This window comes from Streptomyces violaceus (genome assembly GCF_036014075.1).
Lineage (GTDB): Bacteria > Actinomycetota > Actinomycetes > Streptomycetales > Streptomycetaceae > Streptomyces > Streptomyces violaceus.
Window position 1 is genome coordinate 6,700,017 of record NZ_CP107911.1, and the last position, 16,255, is coordinate 6,716,271.

Genomic DNA, 16,255 nt, shown 5'->3' on the forward strand with positions numbered 1-16,255 from the left:
CAGCTTGCTTGTCGGCGTCCTCAGCGCTCCGGCCTCGCCGAGCCGTGGTAGCGGCGCTGCTGGGGCGGGACGCCGTCCTGCGACGGTCGGTGGCCGTTCCAGGACGGCGGCAGGAGCGCGTCCGCCGTGTTGACCCGGGGGAGGGCGTACGGGTGCTCGTCGGCCAGCCAGCGGACCATCTGCTCGCGGACCGCGACCCGCACCGTCCAGATGTCGTCCGCGTCCTTGGCCGTCACCAGGGCCCGCACCTGCAGGGTGCTCGGGGTGGTGTCCGTGACGCACAGGTTGTAGGCGCGGCCGTCCCAGGCCGGGCACTCGCGCAGGATGTCGCGGAGCTTCTCGCGCATCGCGTCCACGGGGGCCGTGTGGTCGACGTGCCAGAAGACGATGCCGGTCATCTGCGGGGTGCCGCGCGACCAGTTCTCGAACGGCTTGGACGTGAAGTACGAGACCGGCATGGTGATCCGGCGCTCGTCCCAGGTGTGGACGGTCAGGAACGTCAGCGTGATCTCCTCGACCGTGCCCCACTCGCCGTCCACCACCACGGTGTCCCCGATGCGCACCATGTCGCCGAAGGCGATCTGAAACCCCGCGAACATGTTGCTCAGCGTGGACTGGGCGGCGACACCGGCGACGATGCCGAGGATGCCGGCCGAGGCCAGCAGCGAGGCGCCCGCCGCCCGGAACGCCGGGAACGTCAGCAGCATGCTCGCCGCGGCCACCACGCCGACGACCGCGGACACCACCCGCATGATCAGCGTCACCTGGGTGCGCACCCGGCGGACCCTGGCCGGGTCGCGGTGGGCCCGGGCACTGGCGTACCGGCTGTACGACGTCTCGACGATCGCCGCCGCGATACGGATCACCAGCCAGGCGGCCGACCCGATCAGCACCAGGGTCAGTACCCGGCCGACGCCCTCGTCGCGGCTCTGAAGCAGTTGCGCCTCGTCGTACAAGCCTCTCAGCAGGGCCGCGCAGAGCACGAGCTGGTAGGGGATGCGGCCGCGGCGGAGCAGACCCCACAGCGGGGTCTCGTGGTGCCGTTCGTCGGCCTTGCGCAGCAGGAAGTCGGTGGCCCAGGCGATCACGAGCGTGAGCACGACCGAGCCACCGACCACGATCAGCGGTCGCAGCAGGTTTTCCATGCCCCCGAACCTAACCGGCTCACGGCAGGCATGAACATGTGACTTCCGTCCGGTCGTGGGTACTGCCGCGATCTGGCGCTGTCACACCTGGCTGGCACCATGGCTCCATGAACATCATGCTCTTTCACTCGACCCAGGGGCTGCGGCCCGCGGTGCTCCAGGCCGCTGACCGGCTGCGCGCGGCCGGACACGAGGTGTGGACGCCCGACCTCTTCGAGGGGCGCACGTTCGAGGCGGTCGAGGAGGGCATGGAGCACCAGGAGAAGATCGGCAAGGACGAGCTGCTGAAGCGGGCCGTGCTGGCGGCCGCGCCCTACTCCGAGCGCGGCCTGGTGTACGCGGGATTCTCGCTCGGCGCCTCGATCGCCCAGACCCTCGCCCTCGGCGACGACAAGGCGCGCGGGCTGCTGCTCCTGCACGGCACGTCGGACATCGCGCCGGATGTCACGGCGGACGAGCTGCCGGTCCAGCTGCATGTGGCGGAGCCGGATCCCTTCGAGACGGACGACTGGCTCAGCGCCTGGTATCTGCGGATGGGCCGGACCGGCGCGGACGTCGAGGTGTACCGGTACGCCGGGGCCGGCCACCTCTACACCGACCCCGACCTGCCGGACTACGACGAGGAGGCCGCCGAGGCCACCTGGCGGGTGGCGCTCGGCTTCCTCGACAGTCTGTAGGCGACGGTTACCCGGGGCTCACACCGGGTCGTGGACCCGCTCGAGCTTCTGTGTGCCGCTGCGGGTGCGGTAGGAGCGGGCCCACTTGGCGGTCGCGTCGCGTTTCGCGCGGTCGGACAGGACGTAGTAGTCCATCTGGGCGCGCTCGGCCGTGATGTCCAGGACGCCGTAGCCGTGGCGGTCGGTGTCGACCCAGTGGACGTGCCGGTTGGCGGCGCGGATGACGGGCGAGGCGATCGCGGAGACCGTGCCCTCCGGGACCTTGACGATGTCGTCGAGGTTGTCCGAGGTGACCGAGGTGACGACGAACTCCGTGGCGGCGGACGGGGACAGCGGATACGTGCCGGCGTCCACCGGTACGTCGTTGGCCCAGGCCATGTGGATGTCGCCGGTGAGGAAGACCGTGTTGCGGATGGCGTTCGCGCGCAGGTGGGCGAGGATCTCGCGGCGGTCGTCGGTGTAGCCGTCCCACTGGTCGGTGTTGAGGGCCAGGCCCTCCTGCGGCAGGCCGAGCAGCTTGGCGAGGGGCTTCAGCAGGTCGGCGGAGAGCGAGCCGATGGCGAACGGCGAGATCATCACCGAGTTGCCGACCAGCCGCCAGGTGGTGTCGGACGCCCGCAGTCCCGCCTTGAGCCAGTCGAGCTGGGCGCGGCCGGTGAGCGTGCGGTCCGGGTCGTCGACCTCGCCGTTGCCCACCTTGACCTGCTGCGAGCGGAAGGACCGCAGGTCCAGCAGCGAGATGTCGGCCAGCTTGCCGAAACGCAGCCGGCGGTAGGTGGTGCCCGCGATCGCCGGACGCACCGGCATCCACTCGAAGTAGGCCTGCTTGGCGGCGGCCTGGCGGGCGGACCAGGCGCCCTCCGCCCCCTCCGTGTGGTTCTCGGCACCGCCCGGCCAGGCGTCGTTGGCGAACTCGTGGTCGTCCCAGATCGCCACGACCGGGGCCGTGGCGTGCAGGGCCTGGAGGTCCGGGTCGGTCTTGTACCGCGCGTGCCGGATGCGGTAGTCGGCGAGCGTGACGATCTCGTGGGCCGGGGCGTGCGGGCGTACGACCGTGCCGCGCGTGCCGTACTCGCCGGTGCCGTACTCGTAGACGTAGTCGCCGAGGTGCAGCCAGGCGTCCAGGTCGCCGCGGGCCGCGAGATGGCGGTACGAGGAGAAGTAACCGGCTTCCCAGTTGGCGCAGGAGACCACGCCGAAGCGGAGGTTCGTGACGGCCGCGTCGGCCGCCGGGGCGGTGCGGGTGCGCGCGGCGGGGGAGTCGGTGCCGCCGGAGGAGAAGCGGAACCAGTAGTCGGTGGCCGGCCTGAGGCCCCGGATGTCGGCCTTCACCGTGTGGTCGGAGGCGGCCGTCGCGGTGGTGGAGCCCTTGGCGACGATCGTGGTGAACGCCCGGTCCTCGGCGACGACCCAGCTCACCTCGGTGTCCGGGCCCAGCCCGGAGCCGGGTATCGCCTCCGGGACGGGGGTCACGCGGGTCCACAGCAGGACGCCCTCCGGCAGGGGGTCACCGGAGGCGACGCCGTGCAGGAAGGCGGGAGTCTGGTCGGCGGCGCGCGCGGGCAGGGAGGCGGCGAGCGGCCCGGCCAGGACAGCGGTCGCCGCCGCGGCCTTGACGACCGTACGGCGGCGGGGGGTGAGGGAGTTGATGCCCTCGGACGTCTTCGATGATCTGTATCGACTGGTCACGGACGATCAGGTTACTGATCGGTATGCACCAGAGCGGGCGAACTCCGGAAGTTCGCCCGCTCTTCACGGTGTGGCCCGTACCGGACCCGCCGTCACTTCTTGAGGGCCTCGCCGACCACCCTGTTGAAGTCGGCCACGGTCATCAGCGGCGTGCCCTGGCTGTCGGCGGTGAGCTGCTTGCCGTCCATGCTGAAGCCCGGAGTGCCCTTCACGCCCTCCTTGTTGTCGTCGAAGGTCTTCGACATGGCCATCGCCCAGGCGTCGTAGGTGCCCTTCTCGACCGCGTCCTGGAACTTCTTGTTGTTCTTCAGCTCGGGGACGGTGTTCGCGACCTTGATGAGGTAGCTGTCGTCCTTGAACTCGTCGGTCGTCTCCTCGGGGTGGTACTTCGCCGAGTACAGCGCGGCCTTGTAGTCGAGGAACGCGGCGTCGCTCACGTTCAGCGCGGCACCCAGGGCGCTCAGCGCGTTCTTGGAGCCCTCGCCGTTGTCCTTGTTGTCGATGAACGTGGCGCCGACGAACTGCATCTTGTACTTGCCGTCGTCGATGTCCTTCTTCACGGTCGGGCCGACGGTCTGCTCGAACTGGGCACACACGGGGCAGCGCGGGTCCTCGTAGACCTTCAGGGTCTTCTTGGCCGAGTCCTTGCCGATGACGACCGTGGTGCCCTTGGCGCCCGTGGTGTTGGCCGGCGTGACGACCTTGGCGTCCTTCTGGCCCTCCCAGTAGCTGGGCTTGTTGGCCTGGACGACCGCGTAGCTGATGCCGCCGGCTATCGCCAGGACGCCGACGATGGAGCAGGCGACGACGATCTGCCGCTTGACCTTCGCGCGCTTGGCCTCGCGCTCGCGCTCGGCGCGCAGCCGCTCGCGGGCCGCCGTCTTCGCCGCCTGGCTGTTCCGCTTGCTCATGGTGATGTTCTCCGTAGGGGGACGCGCACACGCGGTGTGCGGAATGTGTAGGGGGACTGCCTGTGCTCGAAAGGTGCGGGAGCGCCTCAGACGAAGGCGGGCGAGCACGGCGGTCCACGCCGTCCCAGGGAGTACGCGAGAATCCGGTCGCGGGCGCTGGGCGTGCGGTCGGCGGCGCGCGACGGCAGACACCGCCCGGCCGGTGCCCGCTCCACCGCGACCGCGGCGACTGCCAGCAGCAGCGGCCGGACCCCTGTGGAGACCGCCGCCGCCACGGCCCGCAGCAGCCGGGCCAGCGCCCGCTCGCCGCGGCGCAGCCAGAAGGCGGCGACCAGGCCCACGCCGATGTGCGCGCCGAGCAGCAGCCAGGCGGTGGCCGGGTCGGCGTGCGCGACCGCGGCCGCGAGCCGGTCGGTGCCGGTGGCCCCGGCCATCCGCGCCAGCGGGGTACCGACCTCGCCGCCCCCGCACAGCACGTCCAGGCCGACCGAACGCAACGGACCGGCGACCGGGCCGCCCGCTCTGCCGTAACAGGCGTGCTGACCTGTGGTGAAGACCGTGTCGGCGGCCAGTTCCAGCGGGATCAGCAGGGCCGCGATCCTCCCGAAGGAGCGCTCACGGCCCGCCAGGGCGTACGCGATCACGAACACGGCGGCGGCGACCGCGGCCACCGTGCCCAGCGGGAGCGGGACCTGGGACAGCAGCACGTGCGACGCGGTGCTGAGCGTCACGACCACTGCCGTGAACAGCGCCGCGCGTACGGCTCTGAGCTGGATCCCGGATATGTCCATAGCGAAGGGAGAGTCTGTCATGGGGGCCTGTAAGGGACCCCTAAAGGATGCCTGTGGGTGAGCGGATGGCAAAAGCCCCGGCTACAGGCCCGGGATCCGGCCGTTGCGGAACAGGTCCACGAAGGTCTGGTGGTCGGCACGCGCGCGTGCGCCGTAGCCGTGCGCGAAGTCGACCAGCAGTGGCGGGAAGCCGTCCTCGTCGGCCGCGATCGCCGCGTCGATGGCCCGCTCCGTGGAGAACGGCACCAGGGACTCCCCGGACTGGTCGTCCGCCGCCGAGTGCATCGTGGCCGTCGCCCGGCCGAGGTCGGCCACCACCTGGGCGATCTCCTCCGGGTCGTCGATGTCGCCCCAGTCGAGATCCACCGCGTACGGCGAGACCTCGGCGACCAGCTGGCCCGAGCCGTCCAGCTCCGTCCAGCCGAGCCACGGGTCGGCGTGGGCCTGGAGGGCGCGCTGGGAGATGACCGTGCGGTGCCCCTCGTGCTGGAAGTAGTCGCGGATCGACGGGTCCGTGATGTGCCGGGAGACGGCCGGGGTCTGGGCCTGCTTGATGTAGATCACGACGTCGTTCTCCAGGGCGTCGCTGTGGCCCTCCAGGAGGATGTTGTACGACGGCAGCCCCGCCGAGCCGATGCCGATGCCGCGCCGGCCGACGACGTCCTTCACGCGGTAGGAGTCCGGGCGGGCCAGCGAGCTGTCCGGCAGCGTCTCCAGGTAGCCGTCGAAGGCGGCGAGGACCTTGTAGCGCGTGGCCGCGTCCAGCTCGACGGAGCCGCCGCCCGGCGCGAAACGGCGCTCGAAGTCGCGGATCTCCGTCATCGACTCCAGCAGGCCGAACCGGGTCAGCGAGCGGGCGTCACGCAGCGCGTCCAGCAGCGGGCCCTGCGCGGTGTCCAGCGTGAACGGCGGCACCTCGTCGCTCTTCGCACCCGTGGCCAGGGCGTGGATCCGCTCGCGGTAGGCGACCGCGTAGATCGTCACCAGCTCGGAGATCTGCTCGTCGCTGAGCGCCTTCGCGTACCCGATCAGGGCGATGGACGCGGCGAAGCGCTTCAGGTCCCAGGTGAAGGGGCCGACGTAGGCCTCGTCGAAGTCGTTGACGTTGAAGATCAGCCGGCCGTTCGCATCCATGTACGTGCCGAAGTTCTCCGCGTGCAGGTCGCCGTGGATCCACACGCGCGAGGTGCGCTCGTCCAGGTAGGGTCCGCCCCGCTTCTCCGCGTCGAGGTCCTTGTAGAAGAGGCACGCCGTGCCCCGGTAGAAGGCGAAGGCCGAGGCCGCCATCTTCCGGAACTTCACACGGAACGCGGCGGGGTCGGCGGCCAGCAGCTGGCCGAAGGCGGTGTCGAAGACGGCGAGGATCTCCTCACCGCGGTGCTCGTCGTCGAGCGGCGGGAACGACATCGCTGGGTGCCTCCTGGTGCAGATTTCAGGGCGGTGGTTCCGCCCCTTGACTAACGTGCGGCGGGCAGCGGGAGTGCCCGCGAACCCTCGCTCGAAGGTACGCGGGTCAGCCCTCGGAGTGTCAGTGCCGAGGCATAGACTTCGACGCTGTCCCCCCAGACTGTGCGCAGCCTGTCGGGCCCCATTCGACCGAAGTTCTCCCTGGAGGCCGAAACCGTGTCAAAGCCGCCGTTCACGCACCTGCACGTCCACACCCAGTACTCGCTGCTGGACGGTGCCGCGCGGCTGAAGGACATGTTCAACGCGTGCAACGAGATGGGCATGTCGCACATCGCCATGTCCGACCACGGCAACCTCCACGGGGCGTACGACTTCTTCCACACGGCGCAGAAGGCCGGGGTCACGCCGATCATCGGCATCGAGGCGTATGTCGCGCCCGAGTCCCGACGCAACAAGCGCAAGATCCAGTGGGGCCAGCCGCACCAGAAGCGGGACGACGTCTCCGGTTCCGGTGGTTACACCCACAAGACGATGTGGGCGGTGAACGGCACCGGCCTGCACAACCTCTTCCGGCTGTCCTCCGACGCGTACGCGGAGGGCTGGCTCCAGAAGTGGCCCCGGATGGACAAGGAGACCATCTCCCAGTGGTCCGAGGGCATCGTCGCCTCCACGGGCTGCCCCTCCGGCGAGGTCCAGACCCGGCTGCGCCTCGGACACTTCGACGAGGCCCTCAAGGCCGCCGCCGACTACCAGGACATCTTCGGCAAGGAGCGCTACTTCCTGGAGCTGATGGACCACGGCATCGAGATCGAGCGCCGGGTCCGCGACGGCCTGCTGGAGATCGGCAAGAAGCTCGGCATCCCCCCGCTGGTCACCAACGACTCGCACTACACCTACTCGCACGAGGCGTCCGCCCACGACGCCCTGCTGTGCATCCAGACCGGCAAGAACCTCTCCGACCCCGACCGCTTCAGGTTCGACGGCACCGGCTACTACCTGAAGTCCACCGACGAGATGTACGCCATCGACTCCTCGGACGCCTGGCAGGAGGGCTGCGCCAACACCCGGCTGGTCGCCGAGATGGTCGACACCACGGGCATGTTCGAGAAGCGCGACCTCATGCCCAAGTTCGACATCCCGGAGGGGTACACGGAGGTCAGCTGGTTCCGCGAGGAGACCCTGCGCGGCATGCAGCGCCGCTTCCCGGACGGCATCCCGGACGACCGCATGAAGCAGGTCGAGTACGAGATGGACACCATCATCTCGATGGGCTTCCCGGGCTACTTCCTCGTGGTCGCCGACTTCATCATGTGGGCCAAGAAGCAGGGCATCGCGGTCGGCCCCGGCCGAGGCTCCGCGGCCGGCTCGATCGTCGCCTACGCCCTCGGCATCACCGACCTCGACCCCATCCCGCACGGCCTGATCTTCGAGCGGTTCCTCAACCCCGAGCGCATCTCCATGCCCGATGTCGACATCGACTTCGACGAGCGCCGGCGCGTCGAGGTGATCCGGTACGTGACGGAGAAGTACGGCGCCGACAAGGTCGCCATGATCGGCACCTACGGCACCATCAAGGCCAAGAACGCGATCAAGGACTCGGCGCGCGTGCTGGGCTACCCGTACGCGATGGGCGACCGCCTCACCAAGGCCATGCCCGCCGACGTCCTCGGCAAGGGCATCAACCTCGACGGCATCACCAACCCCGAGCACCCCCGTTACTCGGAGGCGGGCGAGATCCGGGGGATGTACGAGAACGAGCCGGACGTGAAGAAGGTCATCGACACCGCCAAGGGCGTCGAGGGCCTGGTCCGTCAGATGGGTGTGCACGCCGCCGGCGTGATCATGTCCAGCGAGACGATCACCGACCACGTCCCCGTCTGGGTCAGGCACACGGACAAGGTCACCATCACCCAGTGGGACTACCCGAGTTGTGAGTCGCTCGGCCTGCTGAAGATGGACTTCCTCGGCCTGCGCAACCTGACGATCATGGACGACGCCGTCAAGATGGTGAAGTCCAACAAGGGGGTCGACATCGACCTCCTGAGCCTCCCGCTCGACGACCCCACGACCTTCGAACTGCTCCAGCGCGGCGACACCCTCGGTGTGTTCCAGTTCGACGGCGGCCCGATGCGCTCGCTGCTCCGGCTGATGAAGCCGGACAACTTCGAAGACATCTCCGCCGTGTCGGCCCTGTACCGCCCGGGCCCGATGGGCATGAACTCCCACACGAACTACGCCCTTCGAAAGAACGGCCAGCAGGACATCACGCCCATCCACAAGGAGCTCGAGGAGCCCCTCAGGGAGGTCCTGGACGTCACCCACGGCCTGATCGTCTACCAGGAGCAGGTGCAGAAGGCCGCCCAGATCATCGCCGGCTACTCGCTCGGCGAGGCCGACATCCTCCGCCGCGTCATGGGCAAGAAGAAGCCCGAGGAGCTGGCGAAGAACTTCGTCCTCTTCCAGGAGGGCGCCCGCAAGAAGGGCTTCAGCGACGAGGCCATCCAGGCCCTGTGGGACGTGCTGGTCCCCTTCGCCGGCTACGCGTTCAACAAGGCGCACTCCGCCGCGTACGGCCTGGTCTCGTACTGGACCGCGTATCTCAAGGCGAACCACCCCGCCGAGTACATGGCCGCCCTGCTCACCTCGGTGAAGGACGACAAGGACAAGTCGGCCGTCTACCTCAACGAGTGCCGCCGCATGGGCATCAAGGTGCTCCCGCCGGACGTCAACGAGTCGATGTCCAACTTCGCGGCCCAGGGCGACGACGTGATCCTGTTCGGCCTCTCCGCCGTCCGCAACGTCGGTACGAACGTCGTCGAGTCGATCATCAGGTGCCGCAAGGCCAAGGGGAAGTACGTCTCCTTCCCGGACTACCTCGACAAGGTGGAGGCGGTGGTCTGCAACAAGCGCACCACCGAATCGCTGATCAAGGCCGGTGCCTTCGACGCCATGGGCCACACCCGCAAGGGTCTGACCGCGCACTACGAGCCGATGATCGACAACGTGGTCGCGGTCAAGCGCAAGGAGGCCGAGGGCCAGTTCGACCTCTTCGGCGGCATGGGCGAGGCCGAGACCAGCGAGCCCGGCTTCGGGCTTGACGTGGAGTTCTCCCCTGACGAGTGGGACAAGACCTATCTGCTCGCCCAGGAGCGGGAGATGCTCGGCCTGTACGTCTCCGACCACCCGCTGTTCGGTCTGGAGCACATCCTGTCCGACAAGGCGGACGCGGGCATCTCCCAGCTGACCGGCGGTGACTATTCCGACGGCTCTGTGGTGACCATCGGCGGCATCATCTCGGGCCTGCAGCGCAAGATGACCAAGCAGGGCAACGCCTGGGCCATCGCCACCGTCGAGGACCTCGCCGGTTCGATCGAGTGCATGTTCTTCCCCGCGACCTACCAGCTCGTCTCGACCCAACTCGTCGAGGACGCCGTGGTGTTCGTCAAGGGCCGCCTCGACAAGCGGGAGGACGTGCCGCGGCTCGTCGCGATGGAGCTGATGGTGCCGGACCTGTCGAACGCGGGTACCAACGCGCCCGTGATCCTCACCATCCCTGCCACCCGGGTCACCCCGCCGCTGGTCAGCCGCCTCGGCGAGGTGCTCAGTCACCACAAGGGCGACAGCGAGGTCCGGATCAAGCTCCAGGGGCCGACCAAGACCACCGTGCTGCGTCTGGACCGGCACCGGGTGAAGCCGGACCCGGCGCTCTTCGGCGACCTGAAGGTGCTGCTCGGGCCGTCCTGCCTGGCCGGCTGAGACAGGGGCTTCAGGGAGCGGGCCGACGGAGGGCTCCCGATGCGCGTGAGGGGCGTACCCGGTACCGGGTACGCCCCTCACGCATATGCGCAAGCCGGTGGGTCTCAACGACCCGTCACGCAGATGTCAGTTGTGGCCGAAGCTGCGCTTCCGCTTACGGGTCGCCATGTCGCCGGGGGCGGCCACCTCGACCTCGAGCTGGGGCTCCGTCTGCGCCGCGGGGCTGCGGTCCGCCCGCTGGCCACGCTCGGTGGGACGCTGCTTGCGTTCACGGTTCTTGTTCTTGGCCATGGTGGTGCCTCCTGTGGGGGATCTAGGGGCCAGGGCCGGGACCAGATTCACACAGGCCGACAACGATCGCATGTCGGACAATTACCGTGCGTGACAGGGCTGGTCGGAGCGGGAACTCCCGAAACGCCACGCCGAAGATCGAGTTCCGGCCGTTAACCTCCGCGCCGTCGGGCAGACTCGAAGCAAGCCCGAAGCAAACCTCCTGGGAAGAGGGTGAGTCGTGTGGACCGCTGCATCGTCCTGGTGGACGCGGGGTATCTGCTGGGAGCCGCGGCGAGTCTCCTCGCCGGCGAGCCCTCCCGGTCCCGCATCACCGTCGACCACACGGCCCTCATCCAGGGGCTGCGCGAACGCGCCGAGTCCGATACGCAGCAGCCCCTGCTGCGCATCTACTGGTTCGACGGCGCCCCCGACCGCGTCCCGCAACCGGAGCACCGCAGGCTGCGCGTGATGCCCCGGGTCACCGTCCGGCTCGGCGCACTGACCCGCAGCGACGGCCGCTGGGCGCAGAAGGGCGTGGACGCCGCGATGCACGCCGAGCTCACCGAGCTGGCCCGCAACCGCGCCTGCTCCGACGTCGTCCTCGTCACCGGCGACGGCGACCTGCTGCCCGGCATGATGGCCGCAAAGGAGCACGGCGTCGCCGTGCATCTGTGGGCCGTCCAGGCCGCCGACGGCGACTACAACCAGTCCGAGGACCTGGTGGCCGAGGCCGACGAGCGGCGCGTCCTGGACCGGACGTGGATCACCAAGGCGGTCCGCGCCAAGGAGTACCCCGGCGTGTGCGCGCCGCAGCCCGTGCCCCGGCCCGAGATCGCCGCGATCCTCTCCGCGCCGCTGCCCGAGTCCTCGCTCGCCGCCACGGCCGAGCGGCCCGCCCAGCCGACCCCGCACCCGGCGGCCGGCCCCGGGCAGAACGGCACCGAGGAGCGGGTCCCCGCCCCCAAAGGCGTCCCCACACCCAAAGACCTGGCGGCCCTGCGCGCCCCCGGAACCCAGCCCGCCCAGCCCCCCGCCTCCGCCACCCTCCGCTGGTCCTCCGACAAGGGCTGGGTCGACCGGCCCACGGCCGAGCCCCCAGAAGCCGCCTCGATGCCGACGCTCGCCCAGCTGACCACGGCCGAGCAGCGGTGGGCCGACCGCGAGGAGGACATCACCACGGTCGGCGGCGACCCGTACGAGGTGGGGCAGGTCTTCGCGCGGCGCTGGGTGGAGCGCCTCGGCGACCAGGGTCACCTGCCGAAACTCTCCGGGATGTACCCGCGCATCCCGCACCGGGTCGACGGTGAGCTGCTGCGCTACGCCGCCCGCTTCGGCCTGCTCGCCCACAAGGACGACCAGATCGACGAGCGGGACCGGTACGCCATCCGGGCCGGTTTCTGGCGGGAGATCGGCGTGCGCACGGGCGTGGAGCACACGCCCGTCGGCGACTGAGATCCTTGCGAGCGGATTTCCCGGAATGGACCGACCCGAGAGCCGGCCGGGCTTCCCGACCCCGTAGTCTCGTCCCTTGTGAGTAAGCGCGCGGCACAGGCATTTCGGCACGATGGTGACGTCGTGTGCGCGGTCCGCGGGCTGACCAAGACCTATCCGGCGGTCCGGGGCCGGCGCGGCGCACCGGGAACTCCCGAGGTCCGGGCCACGGACGACGTGGGGCTGGACATCCGGCGCGGCGAGATCTTCGGCCTGCTCGGGCCGAACGGCGCCGGCAAGTCCACCCTCGTACGGCAGCTCACGGGGCTGATGCGGCCCGACCGCGGCAGCGTGGAGATCCTCGGGCACGACATCGTGCGCCACCCGGAACGGGCCGCACGCATCCTCGCCTACCTCGGGCAGGAGTCGACCGCCCTCGACGAGCTGACCGTGTCGCTCGCCGCCGAGACCACCGGGCGGCTGCGAGGCCTGGACGTACGGGCCGCGCGGGCCGAGCGGGACGACGTACTCGACGAGCTGGGCCTCGCGCCCCTGGCAGGAAGGCCGCTGAAGAAGCTCTCCGGGGGCCAGCGGCGTCTGGCGTGCTTCGCCGCGGCGCTGGTGGGGGAGCGGTCGCTGCTCGTGCTCGACGAGCCGACCTCCGGCATGGACCCGGTGGCGCGGCGGGCCGTGTGGTCCGCCGTCGACCGGCGACGGGCCGAGCGCGGGACGACCGTGCTGCTCGTCACCCACAACGTCATCGAGGCCGAGACGGTGCTGGACCGGGTGGCCGTCCTCGACCGGGGGCGGGTGATCGCCTGCGACACCCCGGCCGGGCTCAAGGAACAGGTCGCCGGTGAGGTGCGGGTGGACCTGCTGTGGCGGGACGCGGCGCCGCTGCACGTCCCCGAGGTGGCCGCGCTGCGGGACCGCGTCGTGGAGTCGGGCCGCCGCTGGACGCTCCGGCTCGGACCCGAGGAGGCCCGGGCGGTCGTCGCCACCGTCACCGGCGGGGCCGCCTTCGCCGCCCTGGACGACTTCACGCTGGCCATGCCGAGCCTGGAGGACGTGTACCTGGCCCTGGGCGGTGCCGTGCAGCAGGGGCTGGTGAAGGCGTGAGGAGTACCGGGGCCCTGGGGGCGGGGGGCTTGAGTACACAGGCCGCCGCATACGTACCGAACAGGGCGACTGCCGCAGTGGACCCGAGCGAAGGGGAGCAGCGCGACGTGAGTGTCGTACCCGCCGATGTCCTGCCGGGCAGTGCCCTGGCCGTGGAGGAGCCCGCCGCGTGCGCGGCCGAGCTCGGGCCCAGGGCACGGCTGTGGCCCTCGCTGGCGGCCGTGTACCGGGCACAGCTGTCCCGGGCGCGGGTAGCGCGGATCCCGCTGCTGTTCGTGGCGACCTTCCAGTCGATCGGGATCATGATCCTGATGCGCGGGGTCGTGGACGACGGCGCCGAGGCGCAGGCGGTCGTCGCCGGGTCGTCGGTCCTGGTCGTCGCCTTCGTCGCGCTGAACCTGCTCGCGCAGTACTTCGGGCAGCTGCGGGCCAGCGGCGGACTCGACCACTACGCGACCCTGCCGGTGCCGCCGGCCGCGGTGGTGCTGGGCGCGGCGGGCGCGTACGCCTCTTTCACCGTGCCGGGGACCATCGTGACGGCGGTGTTCGGCTGCGCGCTGTTCGGGCTGCCGCTGGCCCATCTGTGGGTCCTCCTGGCCGTGATCCCGCTCGCGGGCGCCGCGCTCGCCGGACTGGGGGCGGCGCTGGGGCTGCTCGCGCCCCGGCCGGAGCTGGCCACGCTGCTCGGACAGCTGGGCATGTCGGCGGCGCTGCTGCTGGGCGTGCTGCCGGCGGACCGGATGCCGGAGGTCGTGCGCTTCGCGCGGGATCTGCTGCCGTCGACCTACGGGGTCGAGGCCTTCGCGCGGACGTTCGGGCCGCATCCCGACTGGGCCTTCGTGCTCGGTGACCTCGCCGTGTGCGGGGTGGTGGGCGTCGTCTCGCTGGCCGTGGCGACCTGGGCGTACCGCCGGGCGGCCGTCCGGTGAGCGCGGAGCGGTCGTCCGGTGACGCGCCGCGCAGGCGGGACTGGCACGATGGCAGGGTGACCGCACCGCTGACTCCGCCACCGCCACCGCATGAACGTTCCGCGCAGGATGCGTGGCCGCCGCCGGCCTCCGGGCCCGGGGCGAACGAGCCCCAGGCTCCCGGGTCTCAGCACGCCGAGTACGCCGGGCACGGCTGGTACGGACAGGACGGCCCCGGCATGAAGACCGAAGTGCGGGAAGCCGCCGTGATCTCGCTGGCCGTCGCGCTCGGCGGAGTGCTGCTCGGAGTGCTGTGGTGGTGGCTCGCGCCGCACGTGCCGCTGATCGGTGACGTGGTCGAGGGCAACTGGGTCGTCTACCTGAAGGACACCGAGGGCGAGCAGGGCGTAGGGGTCGACGGCACGTTCACCCTGCTCGGGCTGGGGTTCGGGGCCGTCAGCGCGCTGGCCGTGTTCCTGCTGCGGCGGCGCGGGGGTGTGCCGCTGGTGGTGGGGCTGGCTGTCGGCGGGCTGCTCGGGTCGTTGCTGGCGTGGCGGCTCGGGGTGTGGCTCGGGCCCGCGGAGGATGTCATCGCGCGGGCGAGGGATGCGGGGCGGGGTGTGACGTTCTCCGCGCCGCTGAAGCTGGGCGCGAAGGGGGCGTTGCTGGCCTGGCCGCTTGCCGCGCTGGTGTTGCATCTGGGGCTCACGGCGCTGTTCGGGCCCCGGGATCCGGAGCCGGAGTTCGAGCACGGGCACGGGCCTTATGAGGCACCGCCTGCCGCGTAGGTGCTCGGCGTTGGTGCTGGGGCGGGTGGGTCCGCGGCCCGGCGTGGCGGGGTGCCGCCTGCGCCCACCCGTGCCGCCCCAGCGGCGCGATTGCCCGCAGGCTAAGCGCGCGAGACAGGAGCGAGGACCGCTTCCGTCAGCTTGGCCAGGGCCTCCGGTGCCAGTTCCACCTCCAGGCCCCTCCTGCCCGCCGAGACGCAGATCGTCGGGTGGGACGAGGCCGACTCGTCGAGGACCGTCGGGAGCCTCTTGCGCTGGCCCAAGGGCGAGATGCCGCCGCGGACGTAGCCCGTCGTGCGTTCGGCCAGTGTCGGGTCGGCCATGGTCGCGCGTTTGCCGCCGACGGCCGAGGCCAGGGCCTTCAGGTCCAGTTGGCCCGCCACCGGGACCACGGCGACCGTGAGTGTGCCGTCGACGTCCGCCACCAGGGTCTTGAACACCCGGTCCGGTGAGACGCCCATCGCCTCGGCCGCCTCCTCGCCGTAGGAGGGGTGGGCGGGGTCGTGGTCGTAGGAGTGGACGGTGAAATCCACGCCCGCCGTCGTGAGCGCGACCGTGGCGGGCGTGCCCCCGGGCTGCTGTTGCTTCTTCGACTTCTTCGCCATGCCGGTCCGCTTCAGTTGAGGCTCATCGGGCCGCGCGTCAGTTCCGACGCCGGCAACGACGGCAGATTACGGATGATGGCCGTCTCCGAGCGAAGGAGTTTCAGCTCGTCGCGCAGGCGGGACGCCGTGTCGGGGGCCTGGAGCAGGCGTTGCTTGGACGGGGTGTCCAGCATCATCGCCGCCGCCACCAGGTACGACACCACGCCCGGCTCGTCGGGCAGCTCGGCACCGGTCGCCAGGGAGCGTTCCCGCGCGCCGGCCAGCCGCTTCTGGTACTGGCGGAAGGACCGCAGCACCCCCTCGGCCAACGGCGCGGCCTCGTCGCCGGGCTCCTCGGGCAGCGTCTCCAGCTCGGCCGTCAGGAAGGGGCCGGAGGCGTCGACGGACAGCAGCCGCACCCGGGAGGTGCCGGTCGCCAGCACTTCGAAGGAGCCGTCGGTACGCTCCCGGATCGTCGCCGCGTCCGCCACACAGCCCACCTTGTGGAACGCCTTGACCGGGTCCGCGCCGAAACCGGCCAGGGGGCCCCGTTCGGGCACGGCCGTCGGGTCGGGCATGCCGGGCGCGCTCGGGGCCACCTCGTGGCCGTCACGGATCGCCACGACGGCGAATCGGCGCGGCTCGTCCTCCGGGGTCTTCAGCAGCTCGCGCATCATGGCGCGATACCGCTCCTCGAAGACGTTGAGCGGGAGCACGAGCCCCGGGAACAGCACCGAGTTCAGGGGGAAGAGGGGGAGCCGGACGGTGGTCACGAC

14 protein-coding genes are annotated in these 16,255 nt (G+C 70.7%); 6 read left to right on the top strand and 8 right to left on the bottom strand.

Annotation, left to right across the window (positions count from 1 at the left end; genetic code table 11):
- Positions 1-20: 20 nt before the first annotated feature.
- A complete protein-coding gene (locus OG542_RS30105; protein ID WP_193480550.1) occupies positions 21-1,145 on the bottom strand; it encodes a mechanosensitive ion channel family protein in 1,125 nt (374 codons plus the stop codon).
- A 107-nt stretch (positions 1,146-1,252) separates the two neighbouring features.
- Here OG542_RS30105 and OG542_RS30110 point away from each other — a divergent pair, with 107 nt between their 5' ends.
- On the top strand, positions 1,253-1,822 hold the full coding sequence (locus OG542_RS30110; RefSeq protein WP_328414875.1) for a dienelactone hydrolase family protein: 570 nt from the start codon (positions 1,253-1,255) through the stop codon (positions 1,820-1,822).
- Between the two features lie 18 nt (positions 1,823-1,840).
- Here OG542_RS30110 and OG542_RS30115 read toward each other — a convergent pair whose 3' ends face one another.
- The 4 genes from OG542_RS30115 to OG542_RS30130 form a co-directional block, all read right to left on the bottom strand.
- Positions 1,841-3,511 carry an alkaline phosphatase D family protein gene (locus OG542_RS30115; protein ID WP_328414878.1) on the bottom strand — a complete coding sequence of 557 codons (1,671 nt, stop codon included), beginning with the start codon at positions 3,509-3,511 and terminating at the stop codon, positions 1,841-1,843.
- A gap of 92 nt (positions 3,512-3,603) precedes the next feature.
- Positions 3,604-4,422 carry a thioredoxin domain-containing protein gene (locus OG542_RS30120; protein ID WP_311125188.1) on the bottom strand — a complete coding sequence of 273 codons (819 nt, stop codon included), beginning with the start codon at positions 4,420-4,422 and terminating at the stop codon, positions 3,604-3,606.
- A gap of 86 nt (positions 4,423-4,508) precedes the next feature.
- Positions 4,509-5,213, bottom strand: a complete 705-nt coding sequence (locus tag OG542_RS30125; protein ID WP_311130269.1) for a hypothetical protein — start codon at positions 5,211-5,213, stop codon at positions 4,509-4,511.
- A gap of 81 nt (positions 5,214-5,294) precedes the next feature.
- The gene (locus OG542_RS30130) at positions 5,295-6,620 is read right to left on the bottom strand and encodes a DUF2252 domain-containing protein (protein WP_328337963.1); all 1,326 of its coding nucleotides are present in this window, start codon (positions 6,618-6,620) and stop codon (positions 5,295-5,297) included.
- A 216-nt stretch (positions 6,621-6,836) separates the two neighbouring features.
- Between OG542_RS30130 and dnaE the strand changes: the two genes are divergently transcribed.
- Positions 6,837-10,376: a DNA polymerase III subunit alpha gene (gene dnaE, locus OG542_RS30135; RefSeq protein ID WP_193480851.1), complete on the top strand. Its 3,540-nt coding sequence runs from the start codon at positions 6,837-6,839 to the stop codon at positions 10,374-10,376.
- 126 nt (positions 10,377-10,502) lie between these two features.
- Here the strand turns inward: dnaE and OG542_RS30140 are convergent, their stop codons facing one another.
- Positions 10,503-10,667 (bottom strand): hypothetical protein, encoded by a 165-nt coding sequence (locus OG542_RS30140; protein ID WP_328414881.1) that lies wholly within the window; start codon positions 10,665-10,667, stop codon positions 10,503-10,505.
- A gap of 222 nt (positions 10,668-10,889) precedes the next feature.
- On the opposite strand from OG542_RS30140, the gene OG542_RS30145 reads away from it, so the two are divergent.
- The 4 genes from OG542_RS30145 (at position 10,890) to OG542_RS30160 (ending at position 14,895) form a co-directional block, all read left to right on the top strand.
- The gene (locus tag OG542_RS30145) at positions 10,890-12,101 is read left to right on the top strand and encodes an NYN domain-containing protein (RefSeq protein ID WP_311125186.1); all 1,212 of its coding nucleotides are present in this window, start codon (positions 10,890-10,892) and stop codon (positions 12,099-12,101) included.
- 123 nt (positions 12,102-12,224) lie between these two features.
- A complete protein-coding gene (locus tag OG542_RS30150; protein ID WP_328414883.1) occupies positions 12,225-13,199 on the top strand; it encodes an ABC transporter ATP-binding protein in 975 nt (324 codons plus the stop codon).
- Between the two features lie 107 nt (positions 13,200-13,306).
- Positions 13,307-14,128: an ABC transporter permease gene (locus OG542_RS30155; protein WP_261682964.1), complete on the top strand. Its 822-nt coding sequence runs from the start codon at positions 13,307-13,309 to the stop codon at positions 14,126-14,128.
- A gap of 56 nt (positions 14,129-14,184) precedes the next feature.
- Positions 14,185-14,895 carry an AAA family ATPase gene (locus OG542_RS30160; protein ID WP_328414885.1) on the top strand — a complete coding sequence of 237 codons (711 nt, stop codon included), beginning with the start codon at positions 14,185-14,187 and terminating at the stop codon, positions 14,893-14,895.
- A 101-nt stretch (positions 14,896-14,996) separates the two neighbouring features.
- On the opposite strand, the gene ybaK is transcribed toward OG542_RS30160, so the two are convergent.
- Both ybaK and OG542_RS30170 read right to left on the bottom strand, forming a co-directional pair.
- Positions 14,997-15,500 carry a Cys-tRNA(Pro) deacylase gene (gene ybaK, locus OG542_RS30165; RefSeq protein WP_328414887.1) on the bottom strand — a complete coding sequence of 168 codons (504 nt, stop codon included), beginning with the start codon at positions 15,498-15,500 and terminating at the stop codon, positions 14,997-14,999.
- An 11-nt stretch (positions 15,501-15,511) separates the two neighbouring features.
- Positions 15,512-16,252 (bottom strand): LON peptidase substrate-binding domain-containing protein, encoded by a 741-nt coding sequence (locus OG542_RS30170; RefSeq protein ID WP_311125182.1) that lies wholly within the window; start codon positions 16,250-16,252, stop codon positions 15,512-15,514.
- Positions 16,253-16,255: the final 3 nt, after the last annotated feature.

Coding starts and splice junctions, on each gene's coding strand:
- OG542_RS30105 (WP_193480550.1), bottom strand. CDS start 1,145: ATGGAAAACCTGCTGCGACCGCTGATCGTGGTCGGTGGCTCGGTCGTG.
- OG542_RS30110 (WP_328414875.1), top strand. CDS start 1,253: ATGAACATCATGCTCTTTCACTCGACCCAGGGGCTGCGGCCCGCGGTG.
- OG542_RS30120 (WP_311125188.1), bottom strand. CDS start 4,422: ATGAGCAAGCGGAACAGCCAGGCGGCGAAGACGGCGGCCCGCGAGCGG.
- OG542_RS30125 (WP_311130269.1), bottom strand. CDS start 5,213: ATGGACATATCCGGGATCCAGCTCAGAGCCGTACGCGCGGCGCTGTTC.
- OG542_RS30130 (WP_328337963.1), bottom strand. CDS start 6,620: ATGTCGTTCCCGCCGCTCGACGACGAGCACCGCGGTGAGGAGATCCTC.
- OG542_RS30140 (WP_328414881.1), bottom strand. CDS start 10,667: ATGGCCAAGAACAAGAACCGTGAACGCAAGCAGCGTCCCACCGAGCGT.
- ybaK (WP_328414887.1), bottom strand. CDS start 15,500: ATGGCGAAGAAGTCGAAGAAGCAACAGCAGCCCGGGGGCACGCCCGCC.